A 19,117-nucleotide genomic window follows, 5' to 3' on the forward strand; every position below is an offset into this window, starting at 1 on the left:
GAACTTGCCATCTCTTGTATTTATTTACGGCTGAAACCGTCTGAAACATTTTTAGCAAGGTGATCATTTTCATGAAAGCATTGGCTTATTTGGGCTTAACCCGGACCTTTACCGTTAACCAGTTAATATTACTTATCAGTATTTATTTTGTTGCTGTGTTCAACTTCACTTTTGTCAGAGGGTCATTAACTGCCATCGTGTCGCTGGAAACCTATAACCCGTTCTTTTTGCTCTCTGTGCCCTTATTGTTGCTGGCATTAGTGGTGTTGTTATTTTCTTTATTGTCGCTGGTTTTTGTTAAGTCCGTGTTTAAGCCTTTGCTGATCACCCTGGTGCTGCTTTCCTCCATGGTGTTTTATGCTGATGTGACTTATGGCGTGGTGTTTGATTACGGCATGATCCAAAATGCTTTTGAAAGCCATACCGCGGAAGCTCTCTCTTATCTCAATATCTATATCATGTTGTTTTTGCTTGTTTTTGCTATCTTTCCCGCACTCTGGCTGCTTAAAGTGAAAGTAAACCACCAGCCCTGGGGCAGGGAAGTCGGGCAGCGGTTTAAACTGGTGATATTAAGTGTCAGCGCCATCGCCGTGATCGCTTATGGCTTTTATCCCAACTATGCCGCGGTTGGCCGTAATAACAGTGCTTTAAAAAAACACTTGATACCGTTTCAATACCTGAGCAGCAGTTATAAATATATCAATCGCAATTACTTGTCCGAACCTCTGGTTTTTAAGATCCTCGATGAAAGTCCACAGCAACTCCCGGTATTGCCCCGGGAGAAAAATGTGACTGTGATGGTGGTGGGGGAAACCGCGCGGGCAAAGAGTTTTGCCTATAACGGCTATGAAAAAAACACCAACCCCTATACCGAAAAGCTGCAGCTGTTGTCTTTTGCCAATATGCACTCTTGCGGCACGGCCACCGCGGTATCTGTCCCCTGCATGTTTTCCGCATTGCCCAGGGAGGACTTTAGTAAACGTAAAGCCCAGAGCCAGCAAAACCTGCTGGACTTGGCCCGGCTTGCCGGGGTTGATGTGTTATGGCTGGATAATAACAGCGGCTGCCAGGGGGTATGTAAACGCGTTAATAATAAACGTATTAAACCGGATGAAAGCCATGCATTATGCGATGGTGATTATTGTTTTGATGAAATATTACTTGAGCCGTTAACAGAAAAGCTTGCCCGCTTAGAGCAGCCAAGCACCCTGATTGTCTTGCATATGATAGGCTCACACGGCCCCACCTATTACCGGCGTTATCCAAAAGAGCACGCTTTGTTTTTACCGGACTGTCGGCGCAGTGATATCCAAAACTGCAGCCAACAGGCGCTGATCAATACCTATGACAATACCATTGCCTATACCGATTTTGTCCTGGCAAAGATTATCAAACAGTTGACCTTGCTGCCCCGGGATATCAAGGCTAACTTGCTTTATGTTTCGGATCACGGTGAATCCCTGGGGGAGAAGGGCAGTTACCTACACGGCTTTCCTTATGCATTGGCCCCTAAGGAGCAAAAGCATATTCCCATGTTATGGTGGCAGGCGGATAAACAGGTTTTAGCCGAAAAGAGCTGTTGGCAGCAGCTGTCAAAACAAGCCTATGATCACGATAATATTTTCCATAGTATGCTGGGCCTGTTAAATATAGCGTCGAGCACTTATAACCAGGCGCTGGATATTTTTTCCGGCTGCCGTACAGATCTGAGATTAACGAAAATTTCGGGGCGGGATGGATGGTGGTGACAATGAAGATTTTGTTCTAAGCAGGCTTACGGCTTTGCCACCTAATTTTTCCCGCTACGGCGGCTAACCGTTGCGCTTGGGAAAATCATCATGTTCAAACAGTGAATCATCAGCCGCCCGCTAGCCTGTAAATTTAGTGTAGAGTGCCTCCGCCCAGACCAGCACCAGCAGGGAAATGGCCAGAAATACCGCGGAAGAGCCTAAATCTTTGGCGCGGCCGATAAGTTCGTCATGCTCTAACGTGATTTTATCCGCCAGCGCTTCCAGCGCAGAATTGATAATTTCTGCAAACAGTACAAAAAATAAGGTGGCGATCAACATCAGCTGGTGCAGGTTGGACTGGGCCAGGTAAAAAGAAGCGGGTACCAATAAAGCGGTCAGGAAAAGCTCCTGGCGAAAGGCGGATTCATGGATAAAAGCCGATTTAAAGCCTTTGATGGAGCAATGGGCTGCTTTAAAGATGCGTGTCAGTCCTGAGCCGTTGGGTTTGTTCATATCGTTATTTTTAGCAATCATTTGTGGTTTCATTATATCTTCTTTATTTATCAATAAAAAAGCCAAGGCTGTGCTTTTATGGTGGCAAATTGTTAATTATTGTAAGCGATACAGGTTATTATGGTAGGCAAGCGAGCCCCATAAAGACAGGGATAAGGCACGTATTTCCCTGCCGGACTCGAAAACTGTTGCCGGTGATAAACGAAATGAACTGCGCTCGAAATCAAAAAAAGACGCCGGTTTTCCCGGTTGTAATATCGTCACTTCATCATGTTCGAGCAGGGCAAAGTTATCGGCATACTGCATCATGGCGCGCCCCTGATAATCCGCTGCTACCCGGGTTAGATCCCGACCCAGCATAGGGTTTTCATTATCCACACCTATCAGGGACAGCAAGGTCGGCGCCATATCTATCTGGCTGGCGATATACTGACTTTGTTTAGGGGTTATATCCTGCCCTAAGATCAGTGCCGGAATATGAAACGACTGGATCGGTACCAGATCCTGGCCAAAAGCCCGGGCGTCGTGATCGGCGATCACTAAAAAGACGGTATCTTGATAATAATCTGATTTTTTTGCCTTTTCGAAAAACTGTCCCAGGGAGTAGTCGGCATATTGAATCGCCCGATGGCGGGCCAGCTCTTTGTCGCCGTATTCTTGCTTTTCCTGCTTGCTGTATTGCAGCGGTGTGATGCGTTTTTCGGGAAATTCAAAAGGGTCGTGGTTACTGGAGGTAAAGACAAAGCTGAAAAATGGCTGGCGGTTTTGATGCAATCGGGTGAAGGACTTGTCCGCTTCATTGAATAAGTCTTCATCCGAGGCCCCCCAGGAGCCGATAAAATTGGGCTTAGTAAATTTATCCAGATCGTGAATATCGGTGACGCCGTTGCCGAGGAAAAAGCTTTTCATATTATCAAAGTGGCTTTCCCCGCCATAGATAAACTGGGTGTAATATCCCTGGCGTTTCAGCAGTTCTGCCAAAGTGAAAAAGTTTGACTGGGACTTGTCCCGTTTCACCACTGCCCGATCCGGCGTCGGGGTAAAACCTGTCATCACCGCTTCTATGCCCCGCACCGAGCGGGTGCCGGTGGCAAACATATTATTAAATGTCCAGGCTTGCCGGCTTAAACTGTCCAGGTTAGGGGTTAACGGCAGACCCCCGAGGGAGCCGACAAACCTGGCCCCCAGGCTTTCCTGTAAAATAATCACCAGGTTCTTTTTCGGACCGCGGTAAGTCGCTCTTTGTTTGCTTAAAGAAGGCAGCTTGTCGTCAACGACGTCTTCCGGGGTCATTTGCTTAAATGTCCGGATATTGTCAATAATGACTTCTTCGCTCAGCTGGCCGTAGAGCTCGGTACTGTTAACTTCCCCCGCCAGCTGTTTGGCGGCAAAGGCGACCGAGTAGGCAGAATTAAGGATCAGGGCATTGACCAGGGGATCATTGGAAAAATATACCATGGCCGGATTTATCGGTCTGTGGCCCAAGGTGGAGCGTGCACCTAAAAATACCACCAGCACCATAAAGATGCCGGCAAGGTAGCGGCTCAGGCCCGGATGATAACATCTCGCCCGAAACAGTTTGCTGGTCCAGCGCCAGCCGAAATAACCGCTGATTATCAGCGCCAGCCCCCCGCACACCAGGGAAAATAAATGCCCCCTGGCCAGCATGGAAAAGACTTCTTTGGGATAATCGAGATATTCCAGAAACAGGCGGTTTGGCCGCAGATCATATTCAAGAATAAAAGCCGGGGTGGCCACTTCCATAAAGACAATAAAAGTGAGTACCAGGGTGAGATAACAGCGGTTGGCATGGTAAAGATACCCGGACAGGGTTTTGCTGCCGGAAAATAAAATACTGGCCAATACCGGCAAAGCCAGCAACCAGCAAAGGCTGGAAATATCTATGCGTATTCCCTGGAGGAAGACTTCACTCCAGCTGTCACTGCCTGCAATACGCTGGATTTGCCAGCTCATTAACAGCAAACGGCTAAGAGATAAAAAAACCAGTGACAACAGGAAAAATTGCACAAAAGGTGAAAAGCAAGAAAAGACGCTTTTAGGTAAGTGAGCGGCAGAGATTGATTTGGTCTTCATAGCGGCAAGTACTTCATATAAGGTTCAACATCTGTCATGACTCGATAAAGCCAGGACTTTGCTCGCTAATATATAAAAACGAACTTAAGGTTCGCTTAAGGGCAAAATTCAATATTGCTAAGCAAAAAGGAGTTCGTTTTTAAGCCTTATTTGCGCTAGAATTTGCCGGTTTCGGGCGCTGTAAAAGGTGGTCGGCATTCACTATTTTGTGCTGGTCAGGAGTAAGCGTCAGTGTCAATGAAGTTAGCGTATCAGGAGTTGCTGGATAACCGGCAGCTGCTTGAGGATCCGGCGCAGTTGGCCGCTGTCGATGTTTTAGCCGACCTTAGTCAAGTGCTGGAGCACAAATATCAACACCGCCAAACCTTCCCGGGAAAAATATGGCGGAAATTACGCCGGCCACGGCCTGTGCCCGGCATTTATTTTCATGGCCGGGTAGGTCGCGGCAAAACCATGTTGATGGATTTGTTTTACCAACACCTTGGCATCAGGCAAAAAAAACGCATTCACTTTCACCGCTTTATGGAAACTGTTCACCGGCAGTTAACGGTTATGCCTGTGTGTGATAATCCCCTTAAGCGTATCGCCAAGTCCTGGTCGAAAGATATCCGGGTATTATGTTTTGATGAGTTCTTTGTCTCGGATATCGGTGATGCCATGCTGATTTCCGGGCTGCTTAAGGCACTCTTTGAATATGGGGTGACTTTGGTGGCGACTTCCAATTGTCGCCCCGAAGATCTGTATCGCAACGGTTTGCAAAGAGAGCGTTTTGTTCCCACCATAGATATCCTATACCGGCAGTGCCGGGTGATTTCGGTTGACGGTGATAAAGATCATCGCCTGTTGTCGTTGGACCTTCGGGAAGAGCGGGCTAAAACTTATCGGGATTATGTTTATGGCCGGGATGAAGCGGCAACCTGGTTAAAGCAGGTTTTCAGCTCTTTTGGCAAACAGCCGCCCCGTGCAGGCGAAATAGAAATTAATCACCGCCTTATCCCTTATAAAGCCCGGGTTAATATGCCGGAGTGTCGGCAAAGTATTATTTGGTTTGATTTTAATGCCCTGTGTTCGGGACCGCGCAGCCAACGGGATTATATCAAGTTGGCCAATCAGTTTTCTGTGGTGTTACTTGAAGCGGTGCCGCAATTTGTCGGTGAGCGCATTCAAGGGGTGGCCTCAGGTGTTGAAGACGGTTACCGGCGCCAGGGCAAAATGCTGACCCACCTGCAAAGGCTGGATGATGAAGCGCGGCGCTTTATTGCCCTGGTGGATGAATTTTATGACCGTAAGGTAAGGCTGATCATCTCGGCAGCGGTGGATATTGATGACTTATACCAGGGGCAAGAGCTGAGCTTTGAGTTTGCCCGTTGCCGCTCTCGCCTGATTGAAATGCAGTTTATGCAATATGGCACCGGGCTTGAGCAAAGCGCCTAATCATTGCCTGTGGCTGCCGGTTTTATCAGCCCTTTGACGGTGAAAACCAAGGCTAACAGGATAAGTGCGAAGGACAAGCTACCGCCGCCCCCGCCACCGCCGCCATCATTGCCGGGATCTTCTTCAACATTATTGATCGTGATATCAACACTGGCATTGTCGGCTAAATGACCGTCATTAACTTCTACCGTAAAGCTTAAGCTTGATGTTGAGCTGACATTGGGGGCGGTAAAAGTCGGACTTGCCGTGGTCGGATTGTTTAAGGTGACCGAAGTCCCGCTGCTTTGTGTCCATTGATACCTCAAGGGATCGCCGTCGGGATCGCTGCTGCCACCGGCATTTAATGTCACCAAGACTCCTTCATTGACGGTTTGTGCACTGCCGGCATCGGCAACAGGCGATTGATTTGGCAACAGGGTGATCTTATACAGGGCGCCGCTGTTGCCGCTGGGCAGGCCGTTTTCATTGGCTAAGACATAAAGTTCGCCGCCGGCATCCCGGGCAAAGCCTAAAATTGCGCCGACATCGATATCATCCTTGTCCTGAAATTCAGAAATTGTGTTTTCATTGTTGAGGTAAAATAACCGGCCATTGAAATCACCAAAAACATATCGCCCCAAAAGGTCTTCATAGCTTGTTCCCCGGTAGACAAAGCCGCCGATCACCGCGACACCTTCGTCGTGGTCGTATTCGACTACGGGGTCTATGGTGCCCATAGTCTCAGACTGGCTATATACATAACCTTCACCGTCGCCGTTGGCAAAAAAGCCAAAGCTGCCCTCGCGGATATTCCAGCCATAATTGCTCCCCGAGGTGATATTATTAATTTCTTCGATATCATTCTGGCCGACATCACCGGCATATAAGCTTCCTGAAACCGGATCAAAAGATATCCGGTATGGATTTCGTAAGCCGTAAGCAAAAATTTCATCGACCCCGCTGATACCGACAAAGGGATTATCTTGCGGTATGCCGTAGGCGCCATTTTCACTGTTGTTGCCGTCCGGGTCTATCCGTAAAATGCTTGCTAAGACATTACTGGTGTCCTGGCCATTGCCGCTGGTGCCGTGGCCGACCATGGCAGTACCGAGAAAGCTCTGTCCGTCAATGTCATCGGCGCCGCCGCCGTCTCCCAGGGCAAGATATAATAAGCCGTTATTATCGAAAGTAATGGCGCCGCCGTTATGATTAAACTGTGGCTGGTCGATGCGCAGTATTTCTTGTGCCGATTCGAGATCTATTATCAAACCACCTTCACCGCCAATGTCGGCAAACCATCTGGTTAACACCCCCTGGTGATCGGCGTTTTCACCTTCGGGCATGGTTGAAAAGTCGGCCTCTCCTGAAACGGGTTGTGAGCTAAAGGTATACAGGGTTTTATTGCTGATAAAATCCGGGTGAAAGGCTAGCCCGAGTAAGCCCCTTTCATCAAAGCCTCCTAATGCTTCAATGCCGACATCGACCAGTAAAGCAGATAAATCGGCAATGAGGACTTTTTCTCCCGAAGCCGTAGAGATCCCCCAGATAAAACCGACCTGATCGATAACATAGAAATAATCATTGATACCCGGGGCATTTATCCCCCAAACAGGTGCAACTAATTCCTGGCTAAAGGGCTCAAGTACCAATTTTAATCCGCCTGAAAAGATTGGCAGGGTAATAGGATCGTCAAGTTTTACCGGATCTTCGGGGGGCTCAACCGCGGTGAGGGCGGTGAAACTGAAATCATCAAAGACTGCATAGCTGGAACTATTGTTGATAAGTTCAATACTACTGATGCCTTCGCCGGAGGTTATGCTGAGCTCTTGCCATGAGGTTGTGGCGCTATAGCTATCGACCAGGTTATCGTTGATATCAAAAACATTGACCGTCGCCCCCGCCGCGCCGGATTGTGCCTTTAAAAAAACCGAGAATTCGGCCGCCGGGGTTGCGAAACTGACGGTAGCGGTATTGTTTTGTACCATAAAAGCCTGAGAGCCGCTGTGATAAAGGGATGCTATACCGGCAAATTTGGCTTCACCGTTGGTAAAGGTGACTGTGTTGGGTGAAGTGCCGAGGGTAAATGAGCCCGACAGATCTGTGGTTTCAAAACTGGTCTCGACATCCGCAGCTTTGCTAAAAGGTGAAGTGATCAGGCAAAGGGTAAAAACCAGCAGAAAGGCCAAGAGTCGCCAGAAAGTGTGTTGTTGATGCTTAAGTCGTATTAAATAATTCATGGTAATAATCCATTCATTTTTAATCACTGTCTTTAACATGACCGGGTCACTTTAGGTTTATTTCCGTTATTTTGTGATTTAATTCAAGCCGGTATTAATTAATCTTTTTAATTATGGTCAGACCTGTATCATTAGTGTAAACTGGTTGTAAAAGGCAAGGTGCTTGAAAAAGTACTCACGCAAAACCACGGATCTAAGGGGTTTCCTATGATGGCTGGGTTGCAAGTTTGATCGTGACAATATTCACCAGATTTCTTCTCTTATAACAGATCTCCTGTTTGCCCCCTGTTTCGTAACTTTTATCTTGTTGTTTAAAGTTATGCAGTTTGATTATGTATGTAGAACAATGTTTTGAAAAATTCTCTCTAACCCTGTTGGCGCGAATGGGGGAGAAATTCAGCCGCGGCGATGTCACTTTGGGTGATTCACGTCTTTTGTGTGAAAGCATTTGTGAATATCAGATGTATTTGGCCGCAAAAAATGAATCTTTATCTCCTGCCGCGAATAAAAGTGGTGGCGGTCATGGCAGCTAATTTCCAGTACCGGGTGAAAATTGTCCGGGATTGCTTATATGTTGTGTTTACCGGCAAAGCCGGTATCAGTGATATTAAACACAGCTATCAAAACCTGTTTGAAATGGCCGACAGGCATAAGATCACTAAAGTTTTTAAAGATTGCCGTGAACTTGAATTGGCTTGTGGCTCTTTGGAATTGTTGCAACTGATGAAGCAGCTAAAACAAGATCTTCAGCGTTTTAAAATTGCCCGGCTGGTGTCTATGCAGGGGCACAGGCAAATGCTGATCCAGCAAATTGCCGCCAATAAAAAACTGGATATGGAAAACTTTTACTGTAAAAAGCAAGCGGAACTTTGGTTGCACTAAAGACGTGTTCTCTGATTGCTTTTTTATTGAATTTAGTTGGTCAATTTTATTAAAACTTGGTCAATACCGCTACGTATACTCTTGCCTGATACTCCGTTAGATTTTCCTGTTTCTTCTTAAGTTATTGATTGTTAATGTTTAATCAATATTGGCATTGATATCGCTATAACCTGTGTAACCAGGTAAACATAAATAACAAAAATGCTCCCCTTAAGCGATAAAGGAAATGCCATGAAAACATTATTAGCAAGTACTCTGATCTTAACCTCTACCAGTCTTTATGCCCATGACTCCTGTGACGTCGAACTTGAAGGCGGGATCAAAATTGACAGCTCCGGCATTGAATTCATGCAGGATAAAAAGCCCGTTTATAGCATTCTTGAAGATAACCGTTTAATTGTCGATGGTAAAAACATTGAGTTAAATGCCAGTCAGCAGGCCCTGGTAAGTGAATATGCCGCCAGTATCCGTGCGGTCGTACCGGAAGTAAAATCTATCGCGATTGAAGGCATAGATTTAGCAGTTGAAGGCGTGAATATGGCCTTTGATGAATTACTGGGGGCCGGCAATGATGTTGGCGCCGATCTGACCCGTGAACTGACGGCTTTACGTGATCAAGTACAAACCCGTTTTGATGTCGATAACGGTTTTTATGTGGACGAGCACGGCTTTGCCGGCGAAGAATTTTTTGGTGAAGAATTTGAGCAGCGCATCGAGTCTGTGGTGGAAAAAGCCATGCGCGATTCTATGGGCAGTTTATTAATCGCCGTGGGGCAGCAAATGTTATTCTCCGGCGATACCGGGGCCTTTGAAACGAAAATGGAAAACTTTGGCGATAAGATAGAAAACGAAATGGAAGCACGTGGCGCTGAACTGGAAAGCAAAGGCGAGCAGATTTGTTTATCCGTTGTTAAAATCGACAGCCTGGAAGAGCAGCTAAAAGCCCAGATCAGTGAGCTTGAAAATACTAATTTCCTGAAGGTGAAAAGCCACGGCAGCAACGAAATTTAATTTTTCCTGACGGGCTGTTTCGGCAGCCTTTTTTTAATTTCACAAAACGGGGATGTCAATTTTTGCGGCGGTATTTAGGTTTAAGGCTCCGACAAAAAAGCAAACCCCAAATAAAAAGGGAAACCGGTAAAGACGGTTTCCCTTTTTTATTGGCTTAACGGCTAAAGCGTTAAACTTTTTTCTTATTAACAGAGCCTTAGAAACTTACCGTGCTTTTACCGCTTACCAGCCACTGGCCTTCGTTTTGTCTGTCATCATGGTTGAGCCATACCGTACCGACCCCTTTGGCATCTTTGACGGTTTTTAATGCTTCATTGGCCATGGCATTGGTGGGCACGCTAAAGTGATACTGGCTACCCAGCTGCTGACAAGCACTTTCACCGTTTGCCCAGGCGCCGGTCTGATCTGTTACCTGCCAGCTGTTGTCGCTGTCGCTTTGACAGGCAAAAGCCCGGCTGTTGTCACAGCTTTGATCGTCCCAGCGGCCGTTGCCCCATTGCACCGCGCAATCCTGGTTGCCGCCGGAGTTATTGGGCTCGTTGTTGTCCCAGCTCCAGATACCCGCTTCCAAACGGCCGTCATTGGTGACCATATCGTCGAGGTTAACGATATTGGCGCCGGTTTTAAAATAGGTAGTGACATCGCTTGCGGTGATATAATCGTCGCTGCCGCCGGTGAAGACATTACCGATACTGGCCACCGTAGTGCGGTCTTCCCAGATACGGCCGATATCCCCTAAACCTGTGAAGGCAAAGTTTTTCCAGTTAGTATTGCTGTGGCAGCCGCCGTCACCCCAAACCAGCACTTTTTTCCCCTGGGCCAGGACATCGGCTTTGGTTAAGGTGTTGGGAATGGAGCCACAGCCATTGCTTTTGTATACCCATTGACCAAAGCGGGAGTTGATTTGCTCGTAAAGATCCCCCTGGTGGCCATCGCTGTGATCTTCTATATATAAGATCAATACCTGGTTGTCGCTGGCGCTGCTGTTGAGCCAGTCTTTAACTTCGTTCAGGCCTTCGTGCAGGTACTTGTCATTGATGCTGCAAAAGCCGTGACACATCAACAAACGTTTCGGATAGGAAAACAGGCTTTCCATTTTCGTGGTCCAGTGGGCATCGATTTCAATGAAACGGGCGCCTAAACGCAGCTGATCTTTGATGGTGAGTTTTTGCTGCGGATCTAAGTAACGGCAACCGACAGAAAAGTTACAGCTGGTATATTCTTCAGAATTATAGCTGTTGTGGGTGCCGGGAATATTGTTATCCGCCATAGGGCTGTATACATCTATCAGACGCTGCGCCGCGAGTGCTTTGCCTTGCCAGCTGTTATTGAAATCATCGACACTGTCGGCCTGGGCCTGGCCGATAAATGCGCCAAATGCTAAAACGCAGCTTGCTGCGGCATGTGTTAATTTAAAATTCATACTGTTGCCTTTTTCTTATTGTGAATCCAGGATCGGATTATTTTCGGGACAACTGCGGGCATGGTTTACCCGCTCCCTAGGTAATAATTTGTAAATCCTTAATGGTTATTATCTTCCCCGTAATACCGGGAGCTGAGTAACAATATTCGATCAAAACACTGGATGGGGGCTAGTTTCTCACTCACTGCTACTAATCTGCTCATCGGATGAGCGTTGATTATGGTACCGGGTTAAATTGAAAAATGCACGCTTAAAATCGGACGAATTTTGATCAGAAAAATATTGTTTTATTTCATGTGATTATCTTGTGCTGCCTTCGTTTTCTACAAAAACTGTTGTTTTTCCATCTGGGTATTGGCGCTTTTTTATTGTTGTTGTTCTTTGTTTTTCCGGTGGTGTATTGACACTTTCTTTTCTGGTTGTCAGCCTTTAAGGTGTTTACTATTAAGCTTATTTACTGCAATAAAAGGCTCTGGTGTGGCTAAGTCAATTTTAATTACCGGTTGTTCGAGCGGCATCGGCCTGGACGCTGCCTTAACCTTACAGAAAAGAGGCTATAAGGTTTTTGCCAGTGCCAGAAAACCTGAGGATGTTAATCGCTTGCAGCAGCTGGGGGTGAGCTGTTACCGGTTGGATCTGGATGAGGCTAAGTCTATTGAAAATACCGTGACTAAGGTGTTGGCCGAAACCGGCGGCACCTTAGATGCGTTATTTAACAATGGTGCTTATGGCCAGGTGGGGGCGGTGGAAGATTTGCCGGATAGTGTACTGCGCGCCCAGTTTGAAACCAATGTTTTTGGCTGGCACCAGCTGGTCCGCCTGGTCGTGCCGGTGATGCGCAGACAGGGACACGGCCGTATCATTCAAAACAGCTCTATTTTAGGTGTGGTGGCGATGCCGTATCGCGGCGCCTATATTGCCAGTAAATATGCCATAGAAGGTTTGACCGATACCTTAAGATTGGAGCTCGCCGGCAGCGGTATTTATGTCAGTTTAATTGAACCCGGCCCCATTAATACCCGCTTTCGCGCCAATGCCCTGGTTAAATTTAAGCAATATATTGATATAAAGCAGTCGGTGCATCATCACCGCTATCAGCAGCAGCTGGCCCGGCTGGAAAAAACCGGCAACAGCAGCGGTTTTACCCTGCAGGCAAAAGATGTGACCGCTAAAGTGATTGCCGCACTGGAAAGCAAACACCCTAAAGTACGTTATCCGGTGACCGTACCCAGTTTTTTATTCATTCTACTCAAGCGCCTGTTGCCGAGTCGGTTGTTAGACAAGTTGCTGGCAAGGGGGGTGTAACAAGGGCTGTGTTGAAGGAGAAGTAAGAAAGGGGTGTTTACCGGCCGGGAATCAAGTAAACTAGCCGCCTGTTTTCCCCCGGCGTTCTCCAGATTTTTTTAGGAAGTACATCAATGCACGCAGTACATCGTTTATATCAATACCGTAAAAGTTTATGCACCACAGTGTTTGCCGCCCGGGGGCAAAGGGTTAAACGTTGTCAGTTGTGCCAGCTGGCGCAAAACAATTGTATTTGCGATCTGGCGGTTAAAGGACAAAGCCAGGCCGGTTTCCTGCTGTTGATGTACGATACCGAGGTATTAAAACCCAGTAATACCGGTCGCTTGATTGGTGATGTCATTCCGGATACGTTTGCCTATTTATGGTCGAGAACAGAGGAAAATCCCGAGCTGTTGGCTTTGCTCCAGGATGAACAGTGGCAGCCTTATGTGGTGTTTCCGGCGCAATATGCCGAAGAAAACCGGCCGGTTTTTCAAAAAGATATTCCCTGCGAAAATGGCAAACGGCCGTTATTTATTATGCTTGACGGCAGCTGGCGTGAAGCAAAAAAAATATTCCGTAAAAGCCCTTACCTGGCCAAGCTGCCTATGGTGTCTTTTAATCTGGAAGATAACGCGGTGACTTCCCGTTATCAGCTGCGCAGCGCTGGCGGTGAAAACCAGCTGGCAACGGCTGAGGTGGCCGCCCGGGTATTGGCGATGTGGGGGGAGCATGCTAATGCTAAATTGCTGGATTTATGGTTTGACGTTTTTAGCTATCAATATCAAAAAAGTGTCTGCCAGAGTAATAAGGGTAATGCCGATGCCCTGGATAACTTTACCGCCTTTGTTGAGCAACAGCAGGCAGTATAGTTTTTATTGCTGCCTTAATCTTTTGGCATCAGCAGCCCTTGATGCTCTGCCACCAATTGTTTTAAATAATGCCAGACGCTGTTGACCCGGGACAGACGCTTGATTTCCGGGTGGGTGACTAACCAGAAGCTGCGTACCAGCTTGATATCCCCGGCGCATAATTTGACCAGGCCGGGGTCCTGGGCGGCTAAAAAACAGGGTAAGATGCCGATACCCAGGCCGCTTTTTATGGCGCTGTATTGGCTGATGACACTGGTGCTGCGAAAACCGGGCAGCAGATCCGCATTGAGCTCCTTTAAATAGGAAAGCTGTTCGGTAAACAATAAATTATCAACATAGCTGACCCAGTTATGTCCGGCTAAATTATCCAGGGTCACGGTTTCTTTGTGCTTGTTAAGGTAATCCGGATGGGCGTACAACTGTAGCGTATAATCGCATAATTTACTGACGATCATCGAGGTGCTGTTGGGGCGCTCTACCGCGATGGCAATATCGGCTTCGTTGCGGCTGATTTTGACATAGCGGGAGAAATGCAACAGGTCAATCTGGATATTGGGAAACTGTTGCTGCATCAATAACAGGTTGGGGGCGATAAAAAAATTGCCGAAGGCTTCTGTGACCCCGATACGGACGCAACCACTGTTTTGGGCATTGTTGTGTTTGATATCGTCCAGGGCATAACTGGCATCCTGCTCCATGCGGCGCGCCGAGGCCAGCAAACGTTCGCCGTCGCTTGTCAGTATATGCCCGTCCTGGGTGCGCTCAAATAATTGTGTGGCCAGCTGTTCCTCCAGCTTATGTAGTCGCCTGGAAACCGTCGACGGATCAAGGGCAAGCCTTTTCGCCGCTTGCGATAAGCGCTCGCTGCGGGCAACTTCTAAAAATATTTTGATATCATCCCAGTTCATCCGGGTATTTTAAACCGTTTTTCATCGCCTTGCAAAAATGCAATTTGCGTTGCATTTGTGTTTGTTGTTCTTGTTGCCAGAAAGGCATACCTTAGCCACCATAGAAAGCTATACCATATCTATTTGATACCGAAATTTTTAAGGGACTTGTTATGAGCATAAAAGAAATCCCGCTGATCATCGGCGGTGAGAAAGTTCAGTCTAAGACCGAGCAATGGTTAGACGTGTTAAACCCGGCGACGCAAGAAGTTGTTGCCCGTGTGCCTATGGCGACACTTGATGAAGTGGATGCGGCGGTTGCCTCGGCGCAAGAAGCCTTTAAATCCTGGTCAAAGGTCTCCCTGACCAACCGTATGCGTATTATGCTGAACCTGCAGCAACTGATCCGTGAAAATACCGAAGAGCTGGCGCGTTTAGTCACTTTAGAGCATGGTAAAACGTTACCGGATGCCGAAGGTGAAGTTGGCAGGGCTTTAGAAGCCATTGAAAATGCCTGTTCTGTTACCCGTTTGCAACTGGGGCAAATGGCCAACAATGCCGCCACCGGTGTTGATGTTTATACCATGAACAAGCCGTTAGGGGTTTGTGTCGGTATTACCGCCTTTAACTTCCCGCTGATGTTGCCGGCCTTTATGTTCCCGATTGCCATTGCCTGTGGTAATGCTTTCGTGCTTAAGCCTTCCGAGCAAGATCCGTCTTCGACTATGCTGATGGTTGAATTGGCGCTTAAAGCCGGTATTCCGGCAGGTGTGCTTAACGTGGTACACGGTGGTCCGGATGTGGCAAACCGTTTATGTGAGCACCAAGATGTTAAAGCAGTGTCTTTCATCGGCTCTACTCATGTCGGTACTCATATTTATAACCATGCCGGTGCCCACGGTAAACGCGCCCAATGTATGATGGGGGCGAAAAACCACATGGTGATCATGCCTGATGCCAATAAAGATCGCGCCATCAATGATTTATTAGGTTCAGCCTTCGGCGCCGCCGGTCAGCGCTGTATGGCCAACCCGGTGACGATTTTAGTCGGCGAAGCCCGCAGCTGGTTACCGGAAATTGCCGAGCGCGCCAAGTCACTAAAAGTTGGCCCGGGCACGCAGCGTGATGCCGACTTAGGTCCTGTGGTTTCACCGCAAGCGAAACAGCGTATCATTAAATTACTCGACTCCGGCGTTGAGCAGGGGGCTACCTTGTTGGTAGACGGTCGTGATTGTCAGGTAGAAGGTTATCCTGACGGTAACTTTGTCGGACCAACTATGTTCAGCAATGTTAAGACCGATATGGATATCTACACCCAGGAAATTTTTGGCCCGGCGTTATGTGTGCTGGAAGCGGAAAGCCTGGAAGAAGCGATCGAGATCATCAACAATAATCCAAACGGTAACGGTACTTCCCTGTTTACTTCATCCGGCTGGGCGGCGCGTAAGTTTGAAAATGAGATCGATGTTGGCCAGGTAGGGATTAATGTGCCAATTCCTGTGCCGGTTGCCTACTTCAGCTTTACCGGTTCACGTGCGTCTAAACTGGGCGATTTGGGGCCTAACGGCAGCCAGGTAGTGAGCTTCTGGACCCAGACGAAAACCGTGACTACCCGCTGGTTTGAGCCGGATCATCAAGACGGCTCCGAAGTACATACTACTATCAGTTTAAAATAACGCGGGTTTTATTTGTTGAGAAAAAGGTTGCTTCGGCAACCTTTTTTTATGTCCGTAAGCTTTTATCTTGTGTTTCAGGATAAAGGTTGCGGCACTGTTTGTTTATACAGTGCTGTGGTAAGATGCCCGTTAAAATAAATAATAACAATTAAAAGGTAGTTTATGTTAACTGAAATGGCAGCTTGTGCTCCCGACGATTTCGATTTTGTTATCGGCGAGTGGACAGTAAAACATCGCCGTCTTAAGGAAAGGTTAAATGGATGTCATCAGTGGATAGATTTTGACGGGGAAATGTCAACGAAAAAAATCCTTGGCGGCTATGGTAACCTGGAAGATAATTTTCTTCATTTTCCCGAAGAGTCCTTTCGTGCAATAGCACTGCGCTCTTATAACGCCGATAGCAAAAAATGGTCTATCTGGTGGCTCGATGGTCGTTTTCCTGATGCCCTGGATACGCCTGTGGTGGGGGCATTTACAGACGGTATAGGTTTGTTCTTTGCCGATGATGTATTTGATGGCGTGCCTGTTAAGGTACGCTTTACCTGGAATGCGCGACAGCCAGGCAGGCCGCGTTGGGAGCAGGCTTTTTCTGTTGATAACGAGGAGAGTTGGGAAACGAACTGGACCATGGAGTTTTTGCCAAAGTGTTAGTTTAAGCGTCATTTAGTGGCCAGCTAATGGTAAAAAACAGCAATGAAATAACTTTCCTTGCTGTTTTTTACCTGCGGATGGCGTTATAGCCGTAGGGAATAAATTTTTGTTTAACTTACTTTCACTTTCCTGGTTAAGCCAATCAGGCCCAGGCCAACTAAGATCAAACTTGAAGGTTCAGGCACATCGGTTGGTGAGCGTAACTCAATCGAAGAAACATAACCGCTTAACCAGGAGTCATAACAGCAAGGGTCTGTGCCAAGATTCAAGGTATAGTCGAATTCAATATCGCTAAAAGGGACCGGCGGGTTGTGCCAGTTTACCGGTAATACGCCATTGTCATAACTCTGGCTATAGTCCAGGAAGCCGATTTCAACCGACTCATGAATATTGCCAGACCAGTAATCTCCTTCGACATCGACAATGTCGCGCGAGCTCTGGTGGACCACAGAGGCTGAGATGCTCCAGTCATATATGCCCAAACCGGCAATGGTGAAACTGCCGTTTGGATCAAGATAACCGTCGGCATAATCAAAGTCGGGTGAATCGTCGGTTAAGCCGTTATCGTAAGAAAAGCTACCGCTAAGTACAGTGCCGACAGTAATACTGTCATCAATTACATTGGCATTATCCTGGTAGATGGTATCGACGGTAACGGTAAAATCCCAGGTTAAGATAGTGGCATTTACGGAAGTGGCACAAAAAAGACATGAAGCTGCTGCTGTAATCAGGTAGTGTTTTAAAGTTTTCATTCGGATCTTTCCTTATTGTGAAATTAATACTTCCGTATTGTTTGATAATTGTTAAGCACCAATTAAGCCAAAAAAATAAGGCATTGATTTTTAATTATTTTGTCTTGTTTTTATTTTCTATGTGATTTTTTGTGTAAAGTAAATTGACGCTGCTTTTTCTAAAAAGGTGATGGTTGTTATAGCGAAATTTTTTCCGTTTGAAATTTAGCTGCATGTTAACGTAATTTGCTCGCCATATTGGATAATTTAAACGAGATTTTATCCGGGAAAATTTTCACTTTTTAACGGGCAAAAAAACTGTTGCAACGCAGCATTTTTTTGCCCGGCGATGAGAGAGATTTTTTACTTTTTTATTGGATAAAAATTGCTGCGTTGCAACACTTTTTTGTTGGGTAGGAATTGCTGCGGTGCAACACTTTTTTGTCCAGTGCTAAGAGACATTTTTCAGCTCAAATTTGAGATGCCTTTTTTGCTTTTTAAATAAGTTATTTTGCCGATAATTCAAACAAACTTTCATCGCTTATTTTCTCATTGTTTTATTGATGAAACCTGCTGGAAGGGCTTTGTCGGGGTGACATTTTTTCCTGAAATGCGAGAGCGTTTTTCGACTTTATTTGCTCTTTTTAACGTCAGAAAAAATAATCCTGTTATTAATGACGTTAATAGGTGGTTTTATCGTCAATACTAGGCTAACATTTTCCAGCAATCTGCTGTCTTCTTTGGAACAAATTTTGTTCTTGAAATCGAGTTAAAAAAGAGGATTTATTTTGCTGTCAGCGGCGTTGATTTTTTAGGGCTTACTGGTGCGATTAATACCCGGATTTTGGCAGAAGATAACAGGCTATTTGAAGTAGTAAAATTATTTATTTTTAAACATCAAATTTATAGGACGAATATCATGATTAGTAATCGTGACCTCAATGGAGAAAGCCGCTCAGTATCTGGTGATAACTCGGACAAGTGTTCGCCATTGCTCAATAACCCGCTTGATTATAATACCGACAAAGTTGAAAGTGCTTTTAAGGAAATTGAACTCATGGATGATGACAGCAACTCGATTTATGTGCGGGGTTATAACTAAATTTGTCCTTTTCTGTTTTTTTTCAGGGCACTTTATCAGAGACCTTTATTAGATAAAATTCGCCAGATATTAAACGGGTATAGTGATTTTGTGTGGTCATCCCGAAGATCATTATGCCCAATTTGGTGGTGTAAATAAGGTCACGCAAGTGTGAACTTTGTTGTCTGTGCTACAATCTGTACTGAATGTTTTAGCCAAAATAGTAAGGGATTATTATGGACGAGATTGTTGACCATTCAGAGCGTCGTCGGGCAATTCGCGAAACAAACATTAAGTTACCGGAAGGTGAGCTGACCCTGATGTTTGATGACAGACCTGTAAAACTCTACGAATTTAAAGATATTACCCCCTTTGGTGTTTGCTTACAGGCGGCAGAGCCAGCCTCACCATCCACAGTGATCACCATACGTTACCTTCACCGCCATGGCCAGTTTGAGGTTTTTGGGGAAATGGTGTGGCAGGAGCCTGTGTTGGCTTGCGTCAATGATCAAAAACACTGGCTCGGCATTCAATTTACCCCCGACCGGATAACACAAAATGAAGCCTTGTTTGAGTTACTCCTGGTGCATTGATGTTTGTGGTTTTATCGCTATTTCCCGTGTCTTATTCCT

The 19,117-nt window shown here is 46.4% G+C and carries 17 protein-coding genes and 1 riboswitch; of the genes, 11 read left to right on the plus strand and 6 right to left on the minus strand.

Features of this window, described 5'->3' with window-relative positions; all coding sequences use genetic code 11:
- Positions 1 to 71: 71 nt before the first annotated feature.
- Positions 72 to 1,748 carry a phosphoethanolamine--lipid A transferase gene (locus QL234_RS22765; protein WP_281560063.1) on the plus strand — a complete coding sequence of 559 codons (1,677 nt, stop codon included), beginning with the start codon at positions 72 to 74 and terminating at the stop codon, positions 1,746 to 1,748.
- A 120-nt stretch (positions 1,749 to 1,868) separates the two neighbouring features.
- Here the strand turns inward: QL234_RS22765 and QL234_RS22770 are convergent, their stop codons facing one another.
- Both QL234_RS22770 and QL234_RS22775 read right to left on the minus strand, forming a co-directional pair.
- Positions 1,869 to 2,276 carry a diacylglycerol kinase gene (locus tag QL234_RS22770; protein ID WP_281560064.1) on the minus strand — a complete coding sequence of 136 codons (408 nt, stop codon included), beginning with the start codon at positions 2,274 to 2,276 and terminating at the stop codon, positions 1,869 to 1,871.
- 63 nt (positions 2,277 to 2,339) lie between these two features.
- Entirely contained in the window at positions 2,340 to 4,337 is a 1,998-nt protein-coding gene (locus tag QL234_RS22775) for an LTA synthase family protein (protein WP_281560065.1), read from the minus strand.
- Positions 4,338 to 4,574: 237 nt separating this feature from the next.
- Between QL234_RS22775 and zapE the strand changes: the two genes are divergently transcribed.
- Positions 4,575 to 5,771, plus strand: a complete 1,197-nt coding sequence (zapE, locus tag QL234_RS22780) for a cell division protein ZapE (RefSeq protein WP_281560138.1) — start codon at positions 4,575 to 4,577, stop codon at positions 5,769 to 5,771.
- Here zapE and QL234_RS22785 read toward each other — a convergent pair.
- Positions 5,768 to 7,987, minus strand: coding sequence for a PQQ-dependent sugar dehydrogenase (locus QL234_RS22785; protein ID WP_281560066.1), 2,220 nt, complete (start codon positions 7,985 to 7,987; stop codon positions 5,768 to 5,770). The two genes, zapE and QL234_RS22785, sit on opposite strands and share 4 nt — an antisense overlap.
- A 143-nt stretch (positions 7,988 to 8,130) precedes the next feature.
- A riboswitch (cyclic di-GMP riboswitch) is annotated at positions 8,131 to 8,214 on the plus strand.
- A gap of 105 nt (positions 8,215 to 8,319) precedes the next feature.
- Here QL234_RS22785 and QL234_RS22790 point away from each other — a divergent pair.
- The 3 genes from QL234_RS22790 (at position 8,320) to QL234_RS22800 (ending at position 9,880) form a co-directional block, all read left to right on the plus strand.
- Positions 8,320 to 8,520 carry a hypothetical protein gene (locus QL234_RS22790; RefSeq protein WP_281560067.1) on the plus strand — a complete coding sequence of 67 codons (201 nt, stop codon included), beginning with the start codon at positions 8,320 to 8,322 and terminating at the stop codon, positions 8,518 to 8,520.
- Complete coding sequence (locus QL234_RS22795) at positions 8,510 to 8,869, plus strand: hypothetical protein (protein ID WP_281560068.1); 360 nt, start codon at positions 8,510 to 8,512, stop codon at positions 8,867 to 8,869. The genes QL234_RS22790 and QL234_RS22795 overlap by 11 nt, the downstream gene beginning before the upstream one ends.
- A 231-nt stretch (positions 8,870 to 9,100) precedes the next feature.
- Positions 9,101 to 9,880 (plus strand): DUF2884 family protein, encoded by a 780-nt coding sequence (locus tag QL234_RS22800; RefSeq protein WP_281560069.1) that lies wholly within the window; start codon positions 9,101 to 9,103, stop codon positions 9,878 to 9,880.
- Positions 9,881 to 10,076: 196 nt separating this feature from the next.
- Here the strand turns inward: QL234_RS22800 and QL234_RS22805 are convergent, their stop codons facing one another.
- The gene (locus QL234_RS22805) at positions 10,077 to 11,303 is read right to left on the minus strand and encodes a phosphatidylinositol-specific phospholipase C domain-containing protein (protein ID WP_281560070.1); all 1,227 of its coding nucleotides are present in this window, start codon (positions 11,301 to 11,303) and stop codon (positions 10,077 to 10,079) included.
- A gap of 477 nt (positions 11,304 to 11,780) precedes the next feature.
- Between QL234_RS22805 and QL234_RS22810 the strand changes: the two genes are divergently transcribed.
- Both QL234_RS22810 and QL234_RS22815 read left to right on the plus strand, forming a co-directional pair.
- Entirely contained in the window at positions 11,781 to 12,608 is an 828-nt protein-coding gene (locus tag QL234_RS22810; RefSeq protein WP_281560071.1) for an SDR family oxidoreductase, read from the plus strand.
- Positions 12,609 to 12,721: 113 nt separating this feature from the next.
- Positions 12,722 to 13,459 (plus strand): tRNA-uridine aminocarboxypropyltransferase, encoded by a 738-nt coding sequence (locus QL234_RS22815; RefSeq protein ID WP_281560072.1) that lies wholly within the window; start codon positions 12,722 to 12,724, stop codon positions 13,457 to 13,459.
- Between the two features lie 14 nt (positions 13,460 to 13,473).
- On the opposite strand, the gene QL234_RS22820 is transcribed toward QL234_RS22815, so the two are convergent.
- A complete protein-coding gene (locus QL234_RS22820; protein WP_281560073.1) occupies positions 13,474 to 14,367 on the minus strand; it encodes a LysR family transcriptional regulator in 894 nt (297 codons plus the stop codon).
- Between the two features lie 152 nt (positions 14,368 to 14,519).
- Between QL234_RS22820 and QL234_RS22825 the strand changes: the two genes are divergently transcribed.
- On the plus strand, positions 14,520 to 16,022 hold the full coding sequence (locus tag QL234_RS22825) for a CoA-acylating methylmalonate-semialdehyde dehydrogenase (RefSeq protein WP_281560074.1): 1,503 nt from the start codon (positions 14,520 to 14,522) through the stop codon (positions 16,020 to 16,022).
- 162 nt (positions 16,023 to 16,184) lie between these two features.
- Entirely contained in the window at positions 16,185 to 16,673 is a 489-nt protein-coding gene (locus QL234_RS22830) for a DUF1579 domain-containing protein (protein ID WP_281560075.1), read from the plus strand.
- Positions 16,674 to 16,783: 110 nt separating this feature from the next.
- Here QL234_RS22830 and QL234_RS22835 read toward each other — a convergent pair whose 3' ends face one another.
- Complete coding sequence (locus tag QL234_RS22835; RefSeq protein WP_281560076.1) at positions 16,784 to 17,425, minus strand: PEP-CTERM sorting domain-containing protein; 642 nt, start codon at positions 17,423 to 17,425, stop codon at positions 16,784 to 16,786.
- Positions 17,426 to 18,323: 898 nt separating this feature from the next.
- Here QL234_RS22835 and QL234_RS22840 point away from each other — a divergent pair.
- Together QL234_RS22840 and QL234_RS22845 are read left to right on the plus strand one after the other, a co-directional pair.
- Positions 18,324 to 18,506, plus strand: coding sequence for a hypothetical protein (locus tag QL234_RS22840; protein WP_281560077.1), 183 nt, complete (start codon positions 18,324 to 18,326; stop codon positions 18,504 to 18,506).
- A gap of 215 nt (positions 18,507 to 18,721) precedes the next feature.
- Positions 18,722 to 19,078, plus strand: coding sequence for a hypothetical protein (locus QL234_RS22845; protein ID WP_044836389.1), 357 nt, complete (start codon positions 18,722 to 18,724; stop codon positions 19,076 to 19,078).
- The last annotated feature ends 39 nt before the right edge of the window (positions 19,079 to 19,117 follow it).

The sequence above is a fragment of the Thalassomonas sp. RHCl1 genome, assembly GCF_947387555.1.
GTDB lineage: Bacteria > Pseudomonadota > Gammaproteobacteria > Enterobacterales > Alteromonadaceae > Thalassomonas.

Excerpts from the sequence above, each read along its gene's own strand:
- QL234_RS22790 (WP_281560067.1), top strand. The coding sequence starts at position 8,320 with ATGTATGTAGAACAATGTTTTGAAAAATTCTCTCTAACCCTGTTGGCG.
- QL234_RS22845 (WP_044836389.1), top strand. The coding sequence starts at position 18,722 with ATGGACGAGATTGTTGACCATTCAGAGCGTCGTCGGGCAATTCGCGAA.
- QL234_RS22805 (WP_281560070.1), bottom strand. The coding sequence starts at position 11,303 with ATGAATTTTAAATTAACACATGCCGCAGCAAGCTGCGTTTTAGCATTT.
- QL234_RS22830 (WP_281560075.1), top strand. The coding sequence starts at position 16,185 with ATGTTAACTGAAATGGCAGCTTGTGCTCCCGACGATTTCGATTTTGTT.
- QL234_RS22825 (WP_281560074.1), top strand. The coding sequence starts at position 14,520 with ATGAGCATAAAAGAAATCCCGCTGATCATCGGCGGTGAGAAAGTTCAG.
- QL234_RS22835 (WP_281560076.1), bottom strand. The coding sequence starts at position 17,425 with ATGAAAACTTTAAAACACTACCTGATTACAGCAGCAGCTTCATGTCTT.
- QL234_RS22765 (WP_281560063.1), top strand. The coding sequence starts at position 72 with ATGAAAGCATTGGCTTATTTGGGCTTAACCCGGACCTTTACCGTTAAC.
- QL234_RS22815 (WP_281560072.1), top strand. The coding sequence starts at position 12,722 with ATGCACGCAGTACATCGTTTATATCAATACCGTAAAAGTTTATGCACC.
- zapE (WP_281560138.1), top strand. The coding sequence starts at position 4,575 with ATGAAGTTAGCGTATCAGGAGTTGCTGGATAACCGGCAGCTGCTTGAG.
- QL234_RS22785 (WP_281560066.1), bottom strand. The coding sequence starts at position 7,987 with ATGAATTATTTAATACGACTTAAGCATCAACAACACACTTTCTGGCGA.
- QL234_RS22795 (WP_281560068.1), top strand. The coding sequence starts at position 8,510 with ATGGCAGCTAATTTCCAGTACCGGGTGAAAATTGTCCGGGATTGCTTA.
- QL234_RS22770 (WP_281560064.1), bottom strand. The coding sequence starts at position 2,276 with ATGAAACCACAAATGATTGCTAAAAATAACGATATGAACAAACCCAAC.
- QL234_RS22840 (WP_281560077.1), top strand. The coding sequence starts at position 18,324 with ATGATTAGTAATCGTGACCTCAATGGAGAAAGCCGCTCAGTATCTGGT.
- QL234_RS22820 (WP_281560073.1), bottom strand. The coding sequence starts at position 14,367 with ATGAACTGGGATGATATCAAAATATTTTTAGAAGTTGCCCGCAGCGAG.
- QL234_RS22775 (WP_281560065.1), bottom strand. The coding sequence starts at position 4,337 with ATGAAGACCAAATCAATCTCTGCCGCTCACTTACCTAAAAGCGTCTTT.
- QL234_RS22800 (WP_281560069.1), top strand. The coding sequence starts at position 9,101 with ATGAAAACATTATTAGCAAGTACTCTGATCTTAACCTCTACCAGTCTT.